This window comes from Bacteroides sp. (assembly GCF_052357945.1).
Classification (GTDB): Bacteria; Bacteroidota; Bacteroidia; order Bacteroidales; family Bacteroidaceae; genus Bacteroides.
In genome coordinates, this window is sequence record NZ_DAWCXD010000001.1 from 149,675 (window position 1) to 171,772 (window position 22,098).

18 protein-coding genes are annotated in these 22,098 nt (G+C 42.1%); 8 read left to right on the forward strand and 10 right to left on the reverse strand.

What is annotated here, in order from left to right:
• The 5 genes from ACT8YW_RS00525 to ACT8YW_RS00545 all read left to right on the forward strand — a co-directional run bounded on the left by ACT8YW_RS00525 (position 1) and on the right by ACT8YW_RS00545 (position 7,913).
• Positions 1-1,734, forward strand: coding sequence for a RagB/SusD family nutrient uptake outer membrane protein (locus tag ACT8YW_RS00525; protein WP_444103651.1), 1,734 nt, complete (start codon positions 1-3; stop codon positions 1,732-1,734).
• A gap of 32 nt (positions 1,735-1,766) precedes the next feature.
• The gene (locus tag ACT8YW_RS00530) at positions 1,767-3,299 is read left to right on the forward strand and encodes an Ig-like domain-containing protein (protein WP_444103652.1); all 1,533 of its coding nucleotides are present in this window, start codon (positions 1,767-1,769) and stop codon (positions 3,297-3,299) included.
• Between the two features lie 5 nt (positions 3,300-3,304).
• On the forward strand, positions 3,305-4,708 hold the full coding sequence (locus ACT8YW_RS00535; protein WP_444103653.1) for an alginate lyase family protein: 1,404 nt from the start codon (positions 3,305-3,307) through the stop codon (positions 4,706-4,708).
• A 247-nt stretch (positions 4,709-4,955) separates the two neighbouring features.
• A complete protein-coding gene (locus tag ACT8YW_RS00540) occupies positions 4,956-6,605 on the forward strand; it encodes a glycoside hydrolase family 43 protein (protein ID WP_444103654.1) in 1,650 nt (549 codons plus the stop codon).
• Between the two features lie 87 nt (positions 6,606-6,692).
• Positions 6,693-7,913 carry a glycoside hydrolase family 88 protein gene (locus tag ACT8YW_RS00545; protein WP_117514458.1) on the forward strand — a complete coding sequence of 407 codons (1,221 nt, stop codon included), beginning with the start codon at positions 6,693-6,695 and terminating at the stop codon, positions 7,911-7,913.
• 161 nt (positions 7,914-8,074) lie between these two features.
• On the opposite strand, the gene ACT8YW_RS00550 is transcribed toward ACT8YW_RS00545, so the two are convergent.
• The 4 genes from ACT8YW_RS00550 to ACT8YW_RS00565 form a co-directional block, all read right to left on the reverse strand.
• On the reverse strand, positions 8,075-8,551 hold the full coding sequence (locus tag ACT8YW_RS00550; protein WP_074706098.1) for a copper resistance protein NlpE N-terminal domain-containing protein: 477 nt from the start codon (positions 8,549-8,551) through the stop codon (positions 8,075-8,077).
• A gap of 57 nt (positions 8,552-8,608) precedes the next feature.
• Positions 8,609-9,901, reverse strand: a complete 1,293-nt coding sequence (locus ACT8YW_RS00555; RefSeq protein WP_444103655.1) for a hemolysin family protein — start codon at positions 9,899-9,901, stop codon at positions 8,609-8,611.
• Between the two features lie 185 nt (positions 9,902-10,086).
• Positions 10,087-10,869, reverse strand: a complete 783-nt coding sequence (locus ACT8YW_RS00560) for a M48 family metallopeptidase (RefSeq protein WP_008774941.1) — start codon at positions 10,867-10,869, stop codon at positions 10,087-10,089.
• A 32-nt stretch (positions 10,870-10,901) separates the two neighbouring features.
• Positions 10,902-13,280, reverse strand: a complete 2,379-nt coding sequence (locus ACT8YW_RS00565; RefSeq protein WP_444103656.1) for a TonB-dependent receptor — start codon at positions 13,278-13,280, stop codon at positions 10,902-10,904.
• 181 nt (positions 13,281-13,461) lie between these two features.
• Between ACT8YW_RS00565 and ACT8YW_RS00570 the strand changes: the two genes are divergently transcribed.
• A complete protein-coding gene (locus ACT8YW_RS00570) occupies positions 13,462-13,896 on the forward strand; it encodes a putative signal transducing protein (protein ID WP_008643234.1) in 435 nt (144 codons plus the stop codon).
• A 26-nt stretch (positions 13,897-13,922) separates the two neighbouring features.
• Positions 13,923-14,741 (forward strand): alpha/beta hydrolase, encoded by an 819-nt coding sequence (locus tag ACT8YW_RS00575; RefSeq protein WP_444103657.1) that lies wholly within the window; start codon positions 13,923-13,925, stop codon positions 14,739-14,741.
• Positions 14,742-15,149: 408 nt separating this feature from the next.
• On the opposite strand, the gene ACT8YW_RS00580 is transcribed toward ACT8YW_RS00575, so the two are convergent.
• Together ACT8YW_RS00580 and ACT8YW_RS00585 are read right to left on the reverse strand one after the other, a co-directional pair.
• The gene (locus tag ACT8YW_RS00580; RefSeq protein WP_444103658.1) at positions 15,150-15,944 is read right to left on the reverse strand and encodes a DUF4595 domain-containing protein; all 795 of its coding nucleotides are present in this window, start codon (positions 15,942-15,944) and stop codon (positions 15,150-15,152) included.
• Between the two features lie 6 nt (positions 15,945-15,950).
• The gene (locus tag ACT8YW_RS00585) at positions 15,951-17,366 is read right to left on the reverse strand and encodes a S41 family peptidase (RefSeq protein WP_444103659.1); all 1,416 of its coding nucleotides are present in this window, start codon (positions 17,364-17,366) and stop codon (positions 15,951-15,953) included.
• Positions 17,367-17,546: 180 nt separating this feature from the next.
• Here ACT8YW_RS00585 and mnmA point away from each other — a divergent pair, with 180 nt between their 5' ends.
• Positions 17,547-18,614 carry a tRNA 2-thiouridine(34) synthase MnmA gene (gene mnmA / locus ACT8YW_RS00590; protein ID WP_444103660.1) on the forward strand — a complete coding sequence of 356 codons (1,068 nt, stop codon included), beginning with the start codon at positions 17,547-17,549 and terminating at the stop codon, positions 18,612-18,614.
• A gap of 40 nt (positions 18,615-18,654) precedes the next feature.
• Here mnmA and ACT8YW_RS00595 read toward each other — a convergent pair whose 3' ends face one another.
• From ACT8YW_RS00595 to ACT8YW_RS00610, 4 genes are all read right to left on the reverse strand, one after another.
• Positions 18,655-19,314, reverse strand: coding sequence for a LuxR C-terminal-related transcriptional regulator (locus ACT8YW_RS00595; RefSeq protein ID WP_444103661.1), 660 nt, complete (start codon positions 19,312-19,314; stop codon positions 18,655-18,657).
• Positions 19,315-19,403: 89 nt separating this feature from the next.
• A complete protein-coding gene (locus tag ACT8YW_RS00600; protein WP_004305931.1) occupies positions 19,404-19,994 on the reverse strand; it encodes a DUF4251 domain-containing protein in 591 nt (196 codons plus the stop codon).
• 67 nt (positions 19,995-20,061) lie between these two features.
• The gene (gene nhaC / locus ACT8YW_RS00605) at positions 20,062-21,489 is read right to left on the reverse strand and encodes a Na+/H+ antiporter NhaC (RefSeq protein ID WP_004296953.1); all 1,428 of its coding nucleotides are present in this window, start codon (positions 21,487-21,489) and stop codon (positions 20,062-20,064) included.
• A 156-nt stretch (positions 21,490-21,645) separates the two neighbouring features.
• Positions 21,646-22,080 (reverse strand): hypothetical protein, encoded by a 435-nt coding sequence (locus ACT8YW_RS00610; RefSeq protein WP_004305936.1) that lies wholly within the window; start codon positions 22,078-22,080, stop codon positions 21,646-21,648.
• Positions 22,081-22,098 lie beyond the last annotated feature (18 nt).

The window sequence follows — 22,098 nt, forward strand, 5'->3', positions numbered from 1 at the left end:
ATGAAGAATATGAAACTATATAAGAAAGCTCTTTTGATTTTATCGCTTGGTCTGACACTGAATTCGTGTCTGGATCTTGATCCGCAGGATCAACTGGCAGATGGCAACTTGTGGGGGGCAGCAGATGATTTTAAGTATTTTGCAACTAATTTCTATGGTTGGACCCGCGATTTCACATCGGTAATTTCTGATGGTGCACATTCTGACTGGCGTTCGGACTTGATGACTTCCAGTTCTGTAAACATGTACAGCAATGGTAGTAATCCGATTCCTACTTCAGATGGTAACTATACAGGCAACTATGCTCATATCCGCCGTTGTAATTTGTTGTTGCAAAAAGCAGCGTCTTTTTCCGGTAACGGTGACATTAGTCGCTATGTAGCAGAAGCAAAGTTTTTCCGTGCTTATTCTTATTTTGATTTGGTACAATTATTCGGAGATGTGATTATTACCAAAGAACCGCTGGATATTACTTCTCCCGAACTGCGCATGAGCCGTAACGATCGTAGTGAAGTGATTGATTTCGTCATTCAGGACTTACGGGAAGCAGCTGAAGTATTGCCGGAGACAATCACAACGGATGATGAAGGACGTATTTCAAAGTGGGGAGCTTATGCATTTCTTTCACGGGTTGCTTTATATGAAGGCACATGGCAACAAAACCGTAATAATGAAGAACGTGGCAAAGCATTGTTGAGTATTGCAGCAGATGCAGCGAAGAAGGTTATTGACAGTAAGCAGTTCGAACTATTCAAACCTGCAGCGCTGGGAGATATGGCTTATAAATTCCTGTTCATTTTAGAAAATGTGCAGTCTAATCCTGCGAATCTGACAAAAAGTGCTAATAAAGAATATATATTCTATCGCCGTCATGATGAAACGATTGCTCCGATCGGGACTAATATCACTCATGGCTGTGTGGCTAACGTGCAATATATTAATCGCAAATTTGTGAATATGTACCTTTGTAGCAACGGATTGCCCATTGACCATGCCAAAAGTGCTGATGTCTTTAAAGGTTATGGAGGACTGACTACAGAATTCGAAAATCGGGATAACCGTATGAAGAACTGTCTTCTGGCTCATGGTACTAAATATTGGGATAATGACAAACCGCGTATCGATTGGAAGGGTATGGATGGAGAGGATGCCACTAATGCCATCACATGTAATGTATTCCAGGGTTCCGGTTATCAGAATAAAAAATGGGGTACGGAACGTAAAGTTGCCGATACATTTGAAGGATATGACTTCCCGATCATTCGTTATGCGGAGGTTTTATTGAATTATGCAGAGGCTATGTATGAGCTGGGGACTACCGGTAAGGCTTTGGATGATGCATTGAATATCTCGTTGAATCTGGTTCGCCTGCGTGTAAACCCAGATATGCCCAAACTGACTACTTCTTTTGTTTCGGAAAATAATTTGAATATGCGGGAAGAGATCCGTCGTGAACGTACCATCGAATTGTACAATGAAGGTTTTCGTATTGATGATTTGAAACGTTGGAATACTGCTATTGTAGAGATGCCTAAACCTATTTTAGGTGTGAAATGGACAGGAACAGATTTTGCGACTTCATGGCCTGGTGCGTCTAATATGGCAAAAGATTCGGATGGCTGTTTGATTTTGGAAAATAGTCGGCGTTGGGGTAGCAAAAATGATCTGTATCCGCTTCCGGTAGATCAGTGTCAGTTGAATCCGAACTTGGGACAGAATCCGGGATGGCAATAAACGAGTCTGAAATAACTTAAAGAATAAGAATCATGAAAAGAGATTATATAAAATATTTTGTTGGGCTGGCGGCTTGTTCGTTTTTAGGTCTGACTTCATGTGATGATGATAAGGATTTAGGAGGACAGATGGATGAGATGATTACCATATCCACCATTACTCTGAACGAAACTCAATATGATGCAGGAAATAAAGCAATTTGTTTGCTGAAGAATAAGGAACTGCAACTCTCCTGGAGTATTGCACCTGAAAGTGCAACCAATGTGAATGTGCAATGGACTTCGTCGGATGAATCTATTGTGTCTGTTACACGGGAAGGTAAGGTCGTAACTAAGGATAAAACAGGAAAGGCTGTTATTACTTTAATGCCGGAAATCGGTTTCGGACCGGAAGCTACTATCGTGACCAGAACAGTGGAGGTCTTGGAAGAATATACATATATGTCATCTATTAACATTAAGAATGTTCCTTCGGAAGAAATTGCAGCCGGGGATGAATATCAGTTGGAAGTTGTATCGGAACCGTCGGATGCTACATTTAAACGGTATAAGTGGATAAGTAGTAATCCGGAGGTAGCAACTGTAGATGAAAAGACAGGATTGGTGACCGGAATTAGTAAAGGTGATGCAACTATTACAGTGACTGCCGATGATTTTAGTTCGACTCCGGTGTCTGCAAGTTGCAAGATAGGAGTGAAAATAGTTACTCCAATCACCGGAATGACATTTACTGAAGATAAGGAACTCAATCAGTTAGGATATGGACAGGAATATCAGATTAAATATACATTGGAACCTGTAGATGCTACTGCCTCATTACTGACTTGGACGAGTGATAATCCTGATATGATAAGTGTAGATAAAACAGGTAAGTTGAAAGTACATACCACGAAGACTGCTTCTGCTGTTATAACCGCTTCTTATGGTCCTGTTGTACAAAATGTAACCGTAACAGTTGCCGATGGGCGTTTCTGGTATTCATTAGGTAATGGTCTGGGTAATGGACAGGATAATAATTGGTATCTGGATGGTAACGGCGCGTCTGTAGTTTCATTTGACGGAAAGAAGACCATTGTTCAAATGGGTGGACCTGATAGTAAGGTTAAGTATCGTGGTGATTTATGGCTTGCGAGAAGTGGTAAGGGAAAAGTTGTTAATATAACTCCTGCTGAATATAGATATCTTGCTGTTAAAATTGGATTTAAGTCTCAATTACATGTTGGCAATAATAGTCAGGGCTGTATCAAATTTGAAGTTTTTGATGATGGCGTTAAGAAAATTGGTCCTGAATATTGGGGTACGGCTGGAGATGCAAATAACAGGTATGCCATTTTGGGTGCAAGTGAAATATCAACTACAAAACCTAATGTGTTGTATTATGATTTGCAGGCAAGATATAAAACCGTGACCCCTACAGATTGGAATCAGGTCTTTGATTTGTCGCAATGCAAATTTATAATTGCAGACTTCTCGGAAGCAGCTCAAACTTATGATCTTTATTGGATTCGTTCGTTTAAGACTGTGGAAGAACTTCAAGCATTTGTTAATAGTGAAACTAACGAATAACTACCATGAATAAGATGAAATTACATACAATAATAGGAGCATGGCTTTTTGCCCTGACTTCTACCACGCTTTTAGCATGTAGCGAAATAGAAGACGGCTCTAATGATATGAGCAGTTGGCCGGAAGTGAAAGATTATGTTACGACTTTGGAGCATCCTTGTATGCTTCATACAGAAACAGATTTTGAGTTTGTAAAAGGAAAGGTGCAATCCGGTGCGCAGCCTTGGAAAAATGCATTCGATCATTTAAGTCGTGGAGGGAATAGCTTGTCACAATCAAATTATAAGGCTTCTCCGGTGAAGTTATTGGCGCGTCTCGATCAAAATAATTGGGCAGGCAAATATCCCAATGACTGGAACAACTACACGAAGTTGATGAAGGATGCGGCAGCAGCCTATCAGTTGGCTCTTCGATGGAAATTGTCAGAGACTGATGGTGCACAGTATGCGGATGCGGCTGTTGCTATTCTGAATGATTGGGCTAAAACTTGTACAGGATTTATCGTGAATGATAAAGGTGAATTTATAGATCCGAATGAGTTCTTGATTTTTATTCAGGTGCATCAATTGGCTAATGCTGCGGAAATTATGCGTTCTTATTCAGGATGGCAGGAAGCTGATTTCGTTAAGTTTAAAGCATGGATTACGGATGTCTTTTATCCTCATATCACAAAATTCCTGTCTACACACAATGGAAACGAATGTGCACTTCATTATTGGCTAAACTGGGATTTATCCGCAATGACTGCTTTGCTTTCCATCGGTATTTTGGCGGATGATAACTTTAAAATCAATGAGGCTATTCAATATTTTAAATTCGGTATTGGTTCGGGAAATATAGGAAATGGCGTTCCTTTCATCCATTTAGATCCGGATAGTAATGAAATGCTGGGACAATGTCAGGAATCAGGCCGTGACCAGGGACATGCTACCTTATGTGTCAGTCTGCTGGGTGCCTTTTGTCAGATGGCAAAGAATGTAGGTGAAGACCTTTTCATATTTGATGATGGACGCGCATTGGCTATGTGTGAATATGTAGCTAAGTATAATATTGGTGGTGCCGAAACCGGTAGTTCAAGTACCAGTTGGAAGATGACGAGTTTTAAATATACAGATAATGATCTGCCTTACACTACTTATACAAATTGTAGTGGAAGCTGGGATACCATTTCTGCACAAGAAAGACGAGAAGGAAAAGATTCACGTGGTGAAGTGCGTCCTGCATGGGAGTTGGTGAATCGTTTGGCACAGGATTACGGTAAATCAAGCATCTATGCTAAGATGTGGGTTGATAAAATGCGTGAAAATGCATCACGCGGAAATTCTGATGGCGGAGCAGGTGATTATGGACCTAATAGCGGTGGTTATGACCAATTAGGTTTTGGAACGCTGATGTTTGCAAAAGAGTAAAGAAAACGCTGTTGCTTATATAGCATGATTGTTTTACAATAATCTTGGATAAATAGAAAAAAGTTGTAAGGGGATTAGGTATTTACCTAATCCCCTTCGTATATATAAGCAAATAGGTTAAGAAATAGATTGTTTGGAATCAGATAATAGATTCAGTCTTTAAAGTGATTAGTTTTATATAAAGGTAGAAAGAATCTGTTTTTAGGAATAACATTTGAATTTAGAAAAGAATTATTAGTTAGGTACTATGCGTAAAAAGATTCTGTTTTTAGCAGGAATGATGGCTTGCTGTTCATTGGCAGGTGCACAAGAAATTTCTAAGACCTGGGTGGCTGATAAGGGAAATGGAACTTATCAGAACCCGGTTCTTCATGCAGACTATTCGGATCCGGATGTATGTGCAGCCGGAGATGATTTCTATATGACAGCGTCCAGTTTTAATTGTATTCCCGGAATTCCTATTCTTCATTCCAATGACTTGGTGAATTGGTCGCTGGTAAACTATGCGTTACCGGTTCAGGAGCCGGAAGAATTCTTCGATAAGGCACAGCATGGTAAAGGCGTATGGGCACCGGCTATTCGTTTTCATAACGGGGAGTTCTACATTTACTGGGGTGATCCGGATTATGGAATCTATATGATTAAAACCAAAGACCCGAAAGGAAAATGGAGCAAGCCTGTATTGGTGAAAGCCGGGAAAGGAATGATTGACGCCACTCCTTTGTGGGACGAAGACGGAAAAGTATATCTGATACATGCTTATGCCGGAAGCCGTAGCGGAGTGAATAGTATTCTCGTTATTTGCGAACTGAATGCAGAGGGAACAGAAGTAATTTCCGATCCGGTGATGGTATTTGACGGAAATGATGGAAAGAATCATACGGTAGAAGGACCGAAGCTTTACAAACGCAACGGATACTACTATATTTTTGCTCCGGCAGGTGGAGTAGCAACCGGTTGGCAATTAGTACTTCGCTCGAAGAACATTTACGGCCCCTACGAATCGAAGAACGTAATGGCACAAGGAAAGACAAATATCAACGGGCCTCATCAAGGCGGTTGGGTAGATACGAATACAGGAGAATCCTGGTTCGTTCATTTTCAAGATAAAGGAGCTTACGGACGCGTGATTCATCTGAATCCGATGACTTGGGTAAATGATTGGCCTGTAATCGGAGTAGATAAGGATAAAGATGGTTGCGGTGAACCGGTAACGACCTATAAGAAACCGAATGTAGGAAAGACATATCCGATAGCCACTCCGCCGGAGAGTGATGAATTCAATACCCGTCATTTGGGGTTACAATGGCAATGGCATGCCAATAAAAAAGACACTTACGGGTTCACGACCGACTTGGGGTATATTCGTCTTTATGCAGGCAGTCTCTCAAAAGAATTTGTGAACTTCTGGGAAGCTCCTAACTTGTTGATGCAAAAGTTTCCGGCTGAAGAGTTTACGGCTACGACCAAATTGACATTTACTGCCAAGCAGGATGGGGAACAAGCCGGAATCATCGTAATGGGATGGGATTATAGTTATCTTTCCATTCGTAAGGCGGGAGATCAGTTTATTCTGCAACAAGCAGTCTGCAAGGATGCGGAACAGCAAAATCCCGAACAGATAAAAGAATTGGCAAACATTCCGGTGGAACATCTGAAGATGCCGGGAGTAGCAGATAATGAGTGGCAAACAGTTTACTTGCAAGTAAAGGTTCGTAAAGGAGCCGTTTGTACATTCGCTTATAGTCTGGACGGAAAGAAATACACGACAGTGGGAGAGCCTTTCACAGCCCGACAAGGCAAATGGATTGGAGCCAAAGTTGGAGTATTTTGCGTAACTCCGAATGAGGGCAATCGTGGATGGGCAGATGTAGACTGGTTCCGGATGACTAAGTAACTGATGGAGTGACTAAGTAACTGACCGCTCAAGTAACTGACAAAGAGAAATAAAGATTAAGAATTAACGCGAATATATTGAACTAAGATGAAAAAGATTGTAGTAGGTCTGGCTGTGATGTTAGGTTTTTGTATGTGCACTCACAAGCCTTCCGGTACATTGGATGTGAATAGGGCATTAGACTACTGTGCAGAGCAGACACAACGTACGCTTACGGAACTGAAAACAGATTCCGGCATTGACTATACGATGATGCCACGTAACATTATGGCTGACGAACACCACTGGAACTGTCGTAAGGCAACGAAAGAAGAATGGTGTGCCGGTTTCTGGCCGGGTGTGCTCTGGTATGATTACGAATATACACAGGATAAGCACATTCTGGAAGAAGCGAAGAAGTTTACGAACTCATTGGAGTTCCTTTCTCAAATACCGGCTTATGACCATGATTTGGGATTCCTCGTATTCTGCAGTTATGGAAACGGCTATCGCTTGACGAAAGATCCTGCTTATAAGAAAGTGATTCTGGATACAGCCGATTCGCTGGCTACTTTATTCAATCCGGTTGTAGGAACAATGCTTTCATGGCCTCGTGAAGTGGAACCACGCAACTGGCCTCACAATACCATCATGGATAACATGATTAATCTCGAAATGCTTTTCTGGGCAGCGAAGAATGGTGGAAATCCTTATTTGTATGATGTTGCTGTTTCTCATGCTGATAAAACAATGAAATGTCAGTTCCGTCCCGATTATACATCCTACCATGTAGCAGTCTATGATACCATCACAGGTAATCTGATAAAAGGAGTAACCCATCAGGGCTATGCAGACAGTACCATGTGGGCGCGTGGTCAAGCATGGGCAATCTACGGATATACTGTAGTCTATCGGGAGACGAAAGATCCTAAGTATCTTGATTTCGCACAGAAAGTGACAGATGTTTACCTCGAACGCCTGCCGGAAGATAAAGTTCCTTATTGGGATTTCAGTGCACCGGGAATACCGGATGCTCCCCGTGACGCTTCGGCTGCGGCAGTGGTGGCCTCTGCTTTACTTGAACTATCCACTTACCTCCCGAACGGAACCGGAAAACGGTATAAAGATGCAGCTATTGAAATGCTGGCAAGCCTGAACTCTGACAGTTATCAGAGTGGTAAAAGCAAACCGTCATTCCTGTTGCATAGTGTAGGACACTGGCCGGCTCATTCCGAGATAGATGCTTCTATTATTTATGCAGATTATTATTATATCGAAGCCTTGTTGAGGCTGAAACGTCTGCAAGAAGGACATGGGGTATTGGGATAACAGTATTACCGGGCTTATGAATACGGTAATATCAAAGTATCGGTAGAACTGATAAAGTGAATAATTAGATTAGTATAGATTATAAGCTAAAAAACGAAAAGCTCTGCAAGAACGAAGGTTCCGTGCAGAGCTTTTTTTTACTGGTTAGGGTTAGGTTTATTTTATTGTTTTACCTTGATAATATCATAATTCAGATCGCTGACAGCTTCTTGCAAGCTATCGTTCACCAAACGAAGAGTGGTGTCGTTAACAACCACGAAATACATCGGAGCTTCACCATCCTTCGGAGTTAACTTAACAGCAGTAACAGGTTTTTTGTTCACAACTTTGTGTACTGTTTGTTGTTTTCCTTTTGAAGTGAAAGTCTTGTTTTGTCCTTGACCTTCAGCATCGAGGTAAGTCATATCCAGTGTATACGCAGTATCCACACCGTCAGTTGCAGCGTTCAGGGTCAGTACATAATCAATACCCGGACCGTCGGCAGCAGGAAGAGTACCTTCATAAACTTCAGTCAATTCGGTAATCGGAGTCATCGCAAGAGCTAGACTGTCTGCTTGTGCCTCTGCGGCTTTGTTTGCTTTTGATTGGCATGATGCCAAAGCAGCTACGACTGCTGCTAACATAATTACTTTTTTCATCGTTAAGTGCTTTAAGTTAATATAAATATAGTGAGCTATTGCTCGTTTTTTGCTATCCTATTCCTGTTCATCGTCCCGTTTGATGACAAGCAGTTTGTCTACTCGTCCGCGGTCCATGTCCACTACTTCGAATTGCAGATTCTTGTAGGTGAAGATGTCTCCTGCTTTCGGGATGCGACCAATCAGGAACATGGCCAATCCACCCAGAGTGGTGAAGTCTTCCGATTCCAGATCTTCGTAGGATAGGATACCCATTTCCTCCATGAAGTCGTCGATATTCATTGAAGCTTCCACCAGCATTGAACCATCCTGCCTTGTGACGATTTCTTCTTCTTCCATTTCATCCTCTTCAAGGATATCTCCGAAGATACTTTCGGTCAGGTCGTGCAGTGTGATAATGCCTTCTGTGCTGCCATACTCGTTAACAACAACTCCGAACTTGTTTTTGTTCTTCTTAAATAGCTCTAAAACTTTATTTGCATACAAACTTTCCGGAATAAAGAGGGGAGGACGGGCAATTTCGCGCAGGTTAAACACCTTTTTGTTGCCTACCATCAGGATAATATCCTTTACGGAAACCACACCGATAATCTCATCTTTCCGTTCGTCTACCAATAGATATTTACTGTAATGTTCTTCTTCGATAATCTTCATCACTTTTTCCTGTGTATCATCGGGATGAAGGATAATAAGATCTCTGCGATGTGTCATCAGTTCGTTGGCGCGTTTATCAGAGAAGCGGAATACGTCACGTATCATTTCCGTTTCCTCTTTGTCAATCACACCCTGCTCCGAACTTTGGTGCAGGATCATTTTGATTTCCTCCTGTGTCATGGGGCGTTCTTCGCTTTTCAGACCGATAAGTTTGTTCAGTAACCGGGTAGAGACGCTTAGCAACCACACAAAAGGATAAGAAACCTTTGTCAGCAAAATCATGACCGGGCTGAACAAAGTGGCGTACCGCTCCGGATTACTAAGAGCAATGGATTTAGGAACCAGCTCTCCGATAATTAGAGAAAGATAGGTGATGATTGCTACGGTAGTAGTCATTGCCAGGTTGCGTGCGTATGCTTCTGCGCCCGGAATGAGGGAAAAGAAAGGAACGAGATCGTCGGCAATAGCCACACCACCATACGCACCGGATACGATACCGATCAGCGTAATACCGATTTGAATGGTAGATAAGAACTTTTCCGGTTCTTCCAATTGTTTTAAAACTCCACGGGCTGATTTGTTACCTTTTGCGACAAGTGTTTCAAGACGTGCTTTGCTGGATGATACCAGCGCAATTTCATACATGGCAAAAATGCCATTCAGTACAAGTAAGAGAAGTATGATAAGAAATTCCATAAATGGATTAAAATGGTTATAGGGTCGAAATTACAAGAAATCAGGGCACTATGCAAATCTATGTTATAGATTAATGATTTTTTAATAATAGTGTGTCCTTTTTTATCAAAAACAGAGGAGGAGATACATTGGTTTGTCAACCGCAGTATCTCCTCCTTTATTTGATTTAGGAACGATGTCCGTTATTATTTAGCGTAGGTTGCTGCTTTTGCTTTCGCACGTTCGATACGTTTCATGGTATCCGGGTGTGACGAGAACATCTTTTGCAGGTAAGAAGCTTGTGGAGCATCTTTCGACAGTTCGGACAACTTAGTCAGTGAGTTAGCCATTGCATACGGGTCGATACCGTTCTTTACACAGAACTCTACTCCGTAATCATCCGCTTCGCTTTCCTGCTTCTGTGAATATTGTGCGCCTGCCAGAGCTTCAGCCATAGCTCCCAGCTCGGAGTCGGTCAGTTTGGCTACTTTATCGCTGCTGGCACCTGCTGCATTCTTCACGGCTGAACGGAGATAAGCATTCTTCATGGCATCTTTAGAATCTGTGTGAACTACGTGGCCAATCTCATGTCCTACCACTGCCATCACTTCTTCATCCGTCATCACATCCATCAGACCGGCGCAAATACGTACACTACCGTCGCCACAAGCGAAAGCATTTACGTCTACCACTTCATATACACCAAAGTTAAGTTTCAGTCCATCCACTTCTTTGATATGTCCCGTCAATTTCTCCAGACGTTTGCCATATTCAGTATCAGGTTTGGTCAATGGATTATGAGCATCCATCCATACCATATACTCCTTACTCATGTTGGCGATGTCCGCATCAGATAAAGTAACGGCTGATACTACGTCTTTACCGGCTTGTAACGCTTTTCCCAAATTAATCTTCTTGCCGAATTGTGCAGAAGCTGTCATACCCATGCCTAACAATACGAAGGCAATCATAGCGATTTCTCTTTTCATACTCTTTTCTAGTTTACAGTTTTATGCATAAATTAATACTCAAATGTTATTCCTAATGTGGGGAGCAATGTCCCGCTCGATTGTTTGAGGCGTTTCATTTTATAGTGTTGACTGTCGGCAGGGGCTTCCGGATTTTCGATGATACCGGTGCTCATCAGTACATCTTGCTGTTTCAGTTTGCTTACCGTGATATTTTGCAAATCAAGATAGAATCCCAGCATACAATGTTTCAGATAAAATGTCTTGTCGATACGGAGGTCTACCTGTGCAAAAGCCGGAAGACGTTCTTTATTATATTTAGAATAGTCGTAATATGCTTTACCTTGTGAATCCCAGGCAGATACCAAAGATGACTTTTCTTCATCATAAGGCGTATAAGGAGCACCGCCGATGCAACTGACTTTCATCCCGACACTCCATTGGCGTGGCAGATTGTAGGTTCCCCGTAAGTTGAAGATATACCGGTTGTCCCATGCGGATGCAATGTATTCACTCTCTTTGTCGTTGCGGTATTCATTTTTAAAGATGGTAAAGGAAGAAGCCAGATTCAGTTTCTTGGCGATCAGCCATTTCACCAAAATCTCCGCACCATACGAACGTCCCTGGGCGGTGGAGGTCAGCAATTCGTTGCCAATCACCCCGTAGTCATTCCCTTTGCAGGTAAGAGGAATGCCATCTACAACGGAGAGCGGAATTTTATCATAATCTTTGTAGAATCCTTCCACGGAAACTTCGAAAGTATCTCCTTTGCGCCAACTGATACCCAGACTTTCCTGGCTGACTTTCATATAGCGGAGATTGTATTTGTTGACATACGTTCCGTTATTATCCTTAAAACCGAGAGCCGTGTAAGGAGGCAACTGGTAATAAAGTCCTGCATTTCCGCTTACGAACCAGTGCTCGGCAAGTTGGTAGGAAAGCGATATGCGGGGAGAAAGCTGATCGGAGAGTGACTTCATGGCCGACGAATAATTGTTGGCATCAGCTCTCAATCCCAAGGAAGCTGTGAAACGTTCGTCCATCGAAGAGTAGCTGATAGTGCCGAAAAGTCCCCAACGTATCATTCCCAAATAGGTGTGGTAATCAAACGTTTGTGCCTGATTGGTATATGCCTTTTGAAAGGTGGTGTTGGTATATTGACTATAATCCAGATTCACTCCGAGATTGACTTTCCAGTTGCGGAAAGAAGAATTGTTTTCGAAGCGGAACTTCGTCTCCTGTTCGGTAGAACGGAGGCGGAGCATCAGATTTTCCGGAATGCTTTCATCATTCTGCCGGTATTTGGTATTGCGGTTGTTCAGGTAACTGTGACTGACTACCACCGATTGCACATGCGGGCCTGCATAGTGACGATATACAGCACCTAAGGTAAACGTTTCCTGCTTGATTTTTGGCAGGTAACTAAGGATATATTCATTGTCCTCGCTATCTGCTTTCGTGTTCAATCGCATATTGTCGATTCCTCCAAGCCCCAATACCGTCAATTCGTTCTGTTCGTTGAACCGGGTTTTCAATTTGAATTGCGCATCGGTGAAAGTCGGCAGGAAAGGCAGGTCGAGCATATCAAACAGGAATTGCAGATAAGATTGACGCACAGATACCAGATAGGAGGTTTTCTTTCCAATATGTCCGTTGGAGGCCAGAGAGACTTCGGATGCTCCGAGGGTAGCTTTTAGTGAGTTATGCTCCATGTCTCCGTCGCGCAATTTGAAATCAAGCACGGAGCTAAGCGCGTTTCCTCTGTCAGTGGGAAAAGCACCTGTATAGAAATTTACTTCACGGATCAGGTCGGCATTGAGAATCCCCACCGGACCGCCGGATGCTCCTTGCGTGCTGAAGTGATTGATATTGGGAATTTCCACTCCGTCCAGATAGAAACGGTTTTCAGAAGGAGACCCACCGCGTACAATCAGGTCATTGCGGTAGCCGATAGGAGAGAAGGCAACTCCCGGATAAGACTGAACAATACGCGAAATGTCCCGATTGGCTCCCGGACTCTTTTCTATTTCCTGCAATCCGATGATACGCAGGCTGACCGGACTTTCCAGGTCGCGCCGGAAAGGAGAAGCGGTGACGGTTACTCCTGCGAGTTCGGTCAGGTTCTCTTCCATTTCTATCGAAATGTTCAGATCTTTGGTAGATAAGATATATTCGGGAGTAGTGACACTCTTGTAGCCGATGGCTGTCGCTTGTAGGCGGTAGATGCCGGGAGGCACTTGTTCGATGGTGAAATGACCTTCCGCATTGGTGACACCACCTTTGTTCAGCCCAAGAATCATTACGTTAATGAATTCTAATGGCTGACGGCTGTTTTTCTCAATCACCGTTCCCTTTATTTGATGTACAGGTTGTGCCTGTAACAGGGAAAACAGGATGTTGGAAAATAGTAGCAGTGTCAATAGTTTTTTCATGTGATTGCCAATTGTCGCTGCGAAAGTACGAAAAAAGTATTAAATAATGATACCTTCCGTGAATAAAAATAGAATCACTTCTGATTTGGTTCGTTTTACCTGCTGATAAAGTTAGCCGGGTTTTGTTTCACATTTCATTTTTATATCTTATTTTTGTGGGACATATTAAAACAGATTCCTTATGAAGACTGTAAAATTGATCACTTGTAATGATGCGATGAAGGCACATATCCTTCAGGGAGCATTGGAGAATGAAGGCATCGAGTCTATTCTGCACAATGAGAATTTCTCTACTTTGTATAAAAGTTGCGTAAGTAGTATTGCAGGGGTGGATATATTGGTGGCAGACGAAGACTACGAGAATGCTGTCCAAGTATTGAAGGATAACGATAGTTGGCCGGAAGAATTAACGCTTTGTCCGTACTGCGGTTCATCGGACATTCAGTTGGTTTTGAGAAAAGGAAAGCGTTGGCGTGCTATGGGGGCTGCTATCATTTCTGCATTAATGGTCATTCCCCCGGGAGACAACCACTGGAACTATACCTGTAAACAATGTCATAAAACCTTTGAAATGCCGGTTGCTAAATTTAATCCTGCTGCAGAGCCAGAGGAATAATTATATCTAACTATTTATAACACACAATGGAAAAGAAAAAAAATCTATTAATTGCTCTTCTTTTAATTTGGGTAGCTCCCTCTTTTGCTGCCAAAGTAGATACCTTGTTAATTAAAAGTCCTTCCATGAATAAGGATGTGCAAGTGGTGGTGGTAACGCCGGATGCTGCGCTGGGGAAGAAAGCAGTAGCTTGTCCCGCTATTTATTTGTTGCACGGTTACGGTGGAAATGCTAAAACATGGATTGGAATTAAACCGAATCTTCCTCAAATTGCGGACGAAAAAGGAATTATATTCGTTTGTCCGGACGGAAAGAATAGCTGGTACTGGGATAGTCCGCTCAATCCGTCTTATCGTTATGAAACTTTTATTTCATCGGAATTGGTGAAGTATATCGACGAACATTACAAGACGATTGCCGACCGCAAGGGACGTGCCATCACCGGATTGAGTATGGGTGGACACGGAGCGATGTGGAATGCAATCCGTCATAAAGATACGTTTGGTGCCAGTGGAAGTACAAGCGGAGGGATGGATATTCGCCCGTTCCCGAAAAACTGGGATATGTCCAAGCAGTTGGGAGAATATGAATCGAACAAGGAGGTATGGGATAATCATACCGTTATCAATCAGATTGATAAGATAGAGAATGGCGATTTGGCTATCATTGTCGATTGTGGAGAAGGAGATTTCTTCCTGAATGTGAACAAGGATTTGCATAACCGCCTGTTGGAAAGGAAGATCGATCATGATTTTATTACCCGCCCGGGAGCGCATAATGGACAGTATTGGAATAACTCCATTGATTATCAGATTCTATTCTTCGATAAGTTTTTCAAGAAATAAAACCGGGAATACTTGACTTTGGCTTTTCAATGTTGTATCTTTGGTACAGAATCATAAAATAGATTGAGGTTAAACTACGATAGAAGGAGGGAGCGGAAGCTTTCTCCTTTTTTGTTGTATACTTGGGAGGCGTGAGCTTTATCCCGGCTTATAAAAGGGATGAAACCAGAGATTAACGTGTTTTATACCGCAGCTTTATAAAAATTAGACGGTGCGTTACGACTCATTAAACGCTGCGTTAGGAGAAGTTGAAGCCTTTGTTAGGCAAAATCAGAGCCTTTGTTTCGGAATAAACAAAGTTGAGGTATGAAAAGGGGCTTTATAGGTTAAGAATCTATAATTCTGCTCTTGACAGAAATAGAGTGATTGTGCTACTTTAAAAGAGAATTCGATGTTCGGAATGAAAGATTATTCGAAAGAAACCGAAATGTTGCGTGTGTATGGATAATAGCTGGCCTGTCCTCCGGTATAGGTCGTTTGACAAATCATCTTGGATGGATTCGCTTTTTTATCAAACTCATACGAATAGATTGTCTTTTCATCGTTACTTCCTGCAGGACAACTGCGTATGGTGAAATGGCGCGGGTCCTTACCCAATAACCCAGCGTAAAGAGCTTCAATATGGAATGTCAGAGGGTGTATTTCTAATAAACCGAGGCAGGGCAAATGGTATGTCGAACTTTCTTCTCCCGGTTCATAAATGAACTTGTTTTCAAGGCCGTTCATCTTGGAACTGATAGAGGTTATATCTCCGTTCTCGTATGTAAGTGATGTTGATGAGTATTCTGTATTGTCAATATTCTCGACAATTCCGGTTAAGTATCCTTCTGCAGAGTAAGAGAATTGATAAATACGATTTTGTGAAGACAAACTGTATACACATTGACTGGCATAGCCTTCGCTATTTAATGTATATACTAAAGTGAGATAGTCAGTGGTAACTGTTACCTGATTATCAGAGTAGCTCAAGTTTACTTCGTTGCTGATTTCTTCTTCGAAATAACGTTGTTTTATAATATGTTGAATCAGGCGCTCGCCATCGAACATAAATTTCTCTGTCTTATCTACAGGGTTTGAATCGTTCTTGACGGATTCATTGAAAATCATAGCCCATTGCCCTTTATTCTCTACTGTGCCCTTTTCGTCATCATCCGAACAACTGAATATCAGTATTGCCAGCAATAAAATAGCTACTTTTTTCATCCTTTCTTATTTTAATCGTAATCCGTTACTACTAAAACGTCTACTTGCCGGACTTATTACGCTTTTTTCTATTTTGAATTGCGCTTTTGTGGTCTCTTCGGTTTCTTCATCCTTTGGTGGATAAGTTTTGTTCAATACCCCGAGAGCTACACTCAACAAAGTCTCTTTTTCATCACCGAAAGGTAGGAAAGTTAAGTAATCGGTTGAAGCATTGACTGCGTATGTCGGTTTGAATCCACCATAAGTGTCATGTTCTGAATTATAGATAGTGCATACAGCCGGATTGATAGACCACAAAAATTCTTCATTGATAAATTGTTCCGTAGCTACATTTTGTCCTTTGGTTGAACTGCCGATAGCTATTAACTGTTGGATTTTTCCGTTCAGGCTATGCATCAACATTTCCGGAGCTCCTGCCGTTTCTCCACTAATCAAAACGATAAGAGTCGTTAAATCCAGGTTCTTGCCACCGGAGGTGCCTAATAAATCAGAATTAAAAATCAGAGTTGCATCTTTTGCCGTATTCTTATCATTATATTCCAAGAATGCCATTGTTTGGTCAAGGTAAAAAGAAGACACAAGAATAGTGCTTAATAGTTGCGTACAATCAATGCTTCCTCCTTTGTTATATCGTAGGTCGAGTATCACTTGATGGATATTCTTTTGGGCAAGCTCATCCGACCATTCACGTAATTCAGTGTTGTATTTTTCCGGATTGTCTTTAGTACCTGCTGTAAAGCTGTTGTACATTAGGTAACCGACTTCACTTCCATCAGTCAACGTTAATATTTTCTTGCAGTGAATAGGGTTGTCTACCAATGATACGGCTGCTCCCATTTCTACAGGGTCGCCTACCGGTACAACTCGGTAAATATCTTCTTCTTCCTCGCCTTCTACTGGCGGCTCTGTAGGTGGTACTTTTTGATATTTTCCCAAAGTTATTTCCAAAGGTCCTGTGCCTTGCAGTAGTTGAGCCTCATATTTTTTGCTGATATACGATGTATCTACTTTTACAATCCAGTCGCCTCGCTTTAGTACGGCAGCAGCTGGCGAACCAGGAATTACATAAGTAATCAATGCGTTGTAGGCAGTATCGATGTCTGGGTTGCGAACCAGTGAATAGTCGAATCCATAAGTAGGCAGCGGGGTCTCCATCACAGAGTCCACAAACGAATAACTGTCGTTTTTTGATTTTACTTTAGATAAAAACGAGGCAGGTTCCAGAAACAGATTCACATCATCGTAGGAAGGTAGATCTTGATACCACAGATAGTTCTGCTGCATGATGTCGTACATCCATGTATCCAGTGCGGTCTGATGGGCATACTCCGGCCAGCGGTCGACACCACAGGAGAAAAAGCCACTGATAAATATGATGCTCAGGGCAGGTATGAGGATTATCTTTCTTAATTTCGTCATCATAAAAAGCTTTTTACTGTGCAAATGTAGGAAATACTTTGCTTATCTACCACATTTATGGTATAAAAATGCCTTCAATATGTGATTGGCTGTTAGAGATTCTTGCCTTATCTTTGTAGCATAGAATTTTTTAATAGGTATTAGCTTACATATAGAACGTTATTAATAGACGAATCATTATTCATGGATATAGCTGCATTATTATCAGGAGGTGTCGACAGTTCGGTTGTTGTACATCTCCTTTGTGAGCAAGGATATAAGCCCACTCTTTTTTATATTAAGATAGGCATGGACGGAGCGGAATATATGGACTGTTCGGCAGAGGAAGATATTGAATTATCTACTGCTACGGCACGTAAATACGGTCTGTCTTTGGAAGTGGTAGACCTGCATCAGGAGTATTGGGAAAATGTAGCGGCGTATGCCATTGATAAAGTCCGGCAGGGATTGACACCGAATCCGGACGTGATGTGTAATAAGCTTATCAAATTCGGCTGCTTTGAACAGCGTGTCGGGAAAGACTTCGACTTTACGGCAACCGGTCATTATGCCACCACCTTGCAACGCAACGGTAAAACTTGGTTGGGCACAGCGAAAGACCCTGTGAAAGACCAGACAGACTTTCTCGCACAGATTGATTACCTGCAAGTTTCCAAACTCATGTTTCCCATTGGAGGTTTGATGAAACAAGAAGTACGTGAGATTGCCAATAAAGCCGGATTGCCGAGTGCCAGAAGGAAAGATAGTCAGGGTATCTGTTTTCTCGGGAAGATAAACTACAATGATTTTGTCCGTCGCTTTTTAGGAGAAAAGGAAGGGGCGATTATTGAATTGGAAACCGGAAAGAAATTGGGTACACATCGCGGTTATTGGTTTCATACAATCGGCCAGCGCAAAGGGCTTGGATTGAGTGGTGGTCCCTGGTTCGTAGTCAAGAAAGATATTGAAGAAAATACAATCTATGTGTCCCGCGGTTACGGTGTGGAAACACAGTACGGCAATGAATTCCGGATGCATGATTTCCATTTCATTACTGATAATCCCTGGAAAGGGCAGGAGAAGGAGATAGATATCACTTTCAAGATTCGTCATACTCCCGAATTTACAAAAGGAAAACTGATACAGGAAGAGGAGAAGCAGTTTCACATTTTGTCGTCCGAAAAGTTGCAAGGCATTGCTCCGGGACAGTTTGGGGTGATTTATGATGAAGAGGCGAAAGTTTGTGTGGGAAGCGGAGAAATCATCTGTTAAATAGTTTTCTTAGAGGGGTAGAGGTTAGTGAATAGCGGTGTCAGATATAGTATTCGGCTAAATCCACAATCCCTGCCCTCATCGCATATTTAGTAGCCTCGTGCACATTATTCACTCCCAATTTACGAAAGATATTTTTACGATGGCTGTTGATCGTATGGAAACTAAGATTTTTCTCTGCAGCAATCTCTTTCGTTGTTTTCCCTAATGCAATTTCTTTTAGGATATTCTTTTCTGTCTGCGTCAGCAAATGGTCGTCCATGCTTGACGCTGCCATCGGAGAAGAAGTTCCCGAAAGCAGCAGATTGCTGACATGATTGCAAATATACCGTTGTTTGCGGGTGGCGCATTGAATGGCAGTCATGATTTCTTCTTTTGAGTTATCTTTCATCACTACCCCGAAAGCCATGCTGCTGAATAATACCTGACGGAGAAAGTTCAGGCTTAGTTCATCAGAGAATAGAATCCAGTCGGCTTCCTTGAATCTTTCCTGCAGGACAATCAATTCATCTGCCCCCGCAAAATTGAACAAGGTGTAATCCAGGATAATCACTGCTTGCGGATACAATCGTAGCTGCTGAATCAGTTCAGCTTTGTTGTCAGCTTCTAAAAGAAGGGATACCTCCTTTTGTTTACTCAACAGGAACATCATTCCTGCCTTACTGATATCCTGATTGTCTGCAATGATAAATTCTCTCATAAGCCATACTGAATAAAAAAAACTCCGCTACAAATGTACGCATTTTGCGCGATTTGTAGCGGAGTTATGATAAGATTCTTGTATCCGGATTACCAGGAACGTCCCTTGAAGATATTTGACTGGTCAAGCGGAACGATATTTCCGTTCAATGTCAGGTTGTTGTTGCTGAAATTCGGGCTGATACTAACCGAAGCTGTATTGTTTCCACTGCTCATATTAATAAATACTTGAGCGGAGATGCCGATACCCTGAACACTGAATGAACAGTTCACATTTCCTTTTTTGTCGATATTCATCTTCATATCCGAAGAATTACCATCTACTGTCACACCACCGATTCCGTTAGGACCAGGGTAAGGAGTGTTGAAAGCAGTCTGTACGGTAGCTCTGTTGCCGTTCATCAAAACGAAATTGGTGTTTGAAGTAACGAAAGCGCTCATACCGTTGCGGAAGACAACCTGATTAGCTTCCAATACAAATTGCTTGTTCTTCAAAGCTTGTACAGCTTGTTGATAGGCTGCCATGTCCTGCACCTCTTCTTCGGCACGGAGTTTCGCTCTTTCTGCATCTCTTTGAGCTTTTCTTTCTGCGCGGCGTGCTGCTGCGTTACTTTCTTGTGCATACATCATTGTGCTTGCACTCACTAATACTAATGCTACTAATGCAATAAACTTTTTCATAACTTTTTTTTGTTTAGGTTTAATACGTTGTTCGTTTATTGCAAAAACAAAGTGTATGCCAGATTGTTCACGAACGTCGTGCAATTTTATATCCGATGGCTGCCACGGTGATACTCATTAAGGGACTGATAATGTTGAAAAAACAATAAGGGAGATACACAAGTGTGGGTACACTCAAGATAGTGGCTTGAGTCATTCCACAGCTGTTCCACGGGATCAATACGGATGTAACGGTTACTGCATCTTCCGTGGTACGGCTTAGTAAGCAACTTTCATACCCTTTCTTGGCATAAATATCGCGAAACATATTTCCCGTCAGAATAATACTGATATATTGATCGGCAGTGGTCAGATTAAGAAACAGACCGGAACAAACCGTCGCACTGACCACGCTGACTGTTTTCTTCATAAAGCGCACAAAGATGGAAGTGATACTTCCCACCATGCCGCTTGCTGTCATTGCTCCGCCGAAACACATGGCACATAGTATCAACCAAATCGTATTCATCATTCCTGACATGCCACGTGTGGCAATTAAATCTGTCAGAACGGCATTATCCGTGTGTAAATTTGTCTCTCCGTAGATAGTCATCATTAGTCCTTTAAACAGTGAATCGAATCCGGAAGCGGCAATTCCTGAAATTTCTTCCAACAAATCCGGCTGAAAGATTAAAGCAAAAACAGCAGCCAGCAGGGTGGACAGGAACAGCGTAACGATAGACGGCACTTTCTTCGCTATCAATATGCCGGTTGCTACGGGAACTATCAACAGCCACGGAGTGATATGAAACTTTTCATTCAGAGCTGTTGCCACTTCTGCGATGTGTTGTGTATTGTTGGCATCATGAGAGAATCCTGCTACGGTGAAAATAATTAGCGTAATGACAAGAGATGGAACCGTCGTAATCATCATGTAACGGATGTGACGGAACAAGGGAGTGTCTGTGATGGAAGAAGCCAGGATGGTGGTTTCGGATAAAGGAGATATTTTATCTCCGAAGTATGCTCCCGAAATAATGGCTCCGGCAATCCAGCCGTCTTCAAAACCTTGCGCCTTTCCGATACCCATCAGGGCGATACCGATGGTAGCAATGGTAGTCCACGAACTTCCGGTCATAACGGAAATCAATGCGCAGATGATGCAGGTAGATGCCAGGAAGAAACTGGGATGGATAATTTGCATCCCGTAGTAGATTAGCGTAGGCACTACTCCACTAATCATCCAGATCCCGCTCAACGCACCGATTATCAATAGAATAATAATGGCTGTTGCCACTCCGGCAATATTGTTGGTGATGGCGAGCTCATAATCTTTCCAGGGAATTTTATAAAACACCATACCGATAAGGATACAAATAGCTGTAGTGGTGAGTAGTGACACTTGGCTTCCGCCGCTTAGGGCATCACTGCCAAATGTGCGGATAGTGGCAAACAATAATAACACCAGTACAATGATCGGTATCAATGATACAATGGGAGAGGGGGCTTTCTTCATGTTGATTCTTATAACCTTTTATTTGTTTTCCGGCTACTGTTTTGTTTATAGCCGCGCAAAGATACAACAAAAAAGAATGAAATCTTTTGCTTCAAAACGTCAGGCAATAAAAATTATTATAAGTTTGTATTTGATTGGAATATGTATAAGACCGGCTCAATTAGCGAAAGTCTTACGCCTTATCCACCAGTAACGGATGAAAAGTACCCCTGTCAGGATGAGGGCAATGGATAATCCGGTATAGAAAACAGAAATGAACGTTTCGGGCAGAAGATGGAAGCTACGTATGGTAATTCCCAGAGAAATCATGAAGATCATTGTAATCCAACTTTTCACATCGAAAAAGGAGAACGGGCAATTTTTGTGTTCTTTCTTTTGTTCGATTCGCTGGGTATGTTTATAATAAAGCCTTCTGAACACCAGAACGAAGAATAACAAGAAAACGACGGTAGCTTCTCCTATTTTGAACATCCAATCTTGGGAGGTGTTTAACCAGGTTACAATTCCTATTCGCAGAATATTCGCACCGGCTATAATCCAGACGGTGCCGGCTGTGATAAGTAAGATTTGTCTGTTAACTCCGTATTTCATTGGCTTTTTTATTGTAAT

Coding starts and splice junctions, on each gene's coding strand:
- ACT8YW_RS00525 (WP_444103651.1), top strand. CDS start 1: ATGAAGAATATGAAACTATATAAGAAAGCTCTTTTGATTTTATCGCTT.
- ACT8YW_RS00530 (WP_444103652.1), top strand. CDS start 1,767: ATGAAAAGAGATTATATAAAATATTTTGTTGGGCTGGCGGCTTGTTCG.
- ACT8YW_RS00535 (WP_444103653.1), top strand. CDS start 3,305: ATGAATAAGATGAAATTACATACAATAATAGGAGCATGGCTTTTTGCC.
- ACT8YW_RS00540 (WP_444103654.1), top strand. CDS start 4,956: ATGCGTAAAAAGATTCTGTTTTTAGCAGGAATGATGGCTTGCTGTTCA.
- ACT8YW_RS00545 (WP_117514458.1), top strand. CDS start 6,693: ATGAAAAAGATTGTAGTAGGTCTGGCTGTGATGTTAGGTTTTTGTATG.
- ACT8YW_RS00550 (WP_074706098.1), bottom strand. CDS start 8,551: ATGAAAAAAGTAATTATGTTAGCAGCAGTCGTAGCTGCTTTGGCATCA.
- ACT8YW_RS00555 (WP_444103655.1), bottom strand. CDS start 9,901: ATGGAATTTCTTATCATACTTCTCTTACTTGTACTGAATGGCATTTTT.
- ACT8YW_RS00560 (WP_008774941.1), bottom strand. CDS start 10,869: ATGAAAAGAGAAATCGCTATGATTGCCTTCGTATTGTTAGGCATGGGT.
- ACT8YW_RS00565 (WP_444103656.1), bottom strand. CDS start 13,280: ATGAAAAAACTATTGACACTGCTACTATTTTCCAACATCCTGTTTTCC.
- ACT8YW_RS00570 (WP_008643234.1), top strand. CDS start 13,462: ATGAAGACTGTAAAATTGATCACTTGTAATGATGCGATGAAGGCACAT.
- ACT8YW_RS00575 (WP_444103657.1), top strand. CDS start 13,923: ATGGAAAAGAAAAAAAATCTATTAATTGCTCTTCTTTTAATTTGGGTA.
- ACT8YW_RS00580 (WP_444103658.1), bottom strand. CDS start 15,944: ATGAAAAAAGTAGCTATTTTATTGCTGGCAATACTGATATTCAGTTGT.
- ACT8YW_RS00585 (WP_444103659.1), bottom strand. CDS start 17,366: ATGATGACGAAATTAAGAAAGATAATCCTCATACCTGCCCTGAGCATC.
- mnmA (WP_444103660.1), top strand. CDS start 17,547: ATGGATATAGCTGCATTATTATCAGGAGGTGTCGACAGTTCGGTTGTT.
- ACT8YW_RS00595 (WP_444103661.1), bottom strand. CDS start 19,314: ATGAGAGAATTTATCATTGCAGACAATCAGGATATCAGTAAGGCAGGA.
- ACT8YW_RS00600 (WP_004305931.1), bottom strand. CDS start 19,994: ATGAAAAAGTTTATTGCATTAGTAGCATTAGTATTAGTGAGTGCAAGC.
- nhaC (WP_004296953.1), bottom strand. CDS start 21,489: ATGAAGAAAGCCCCCTCTCCCATTGTATCATTGATACCGATCATTGTA.
- ACT8YW_RS00610 (WP_004305936.1), bottom strand. CDS start 22,080: ATGAAATACGGAGTTAACAGACAAATCTTACTTATCACAGCCGGCACC.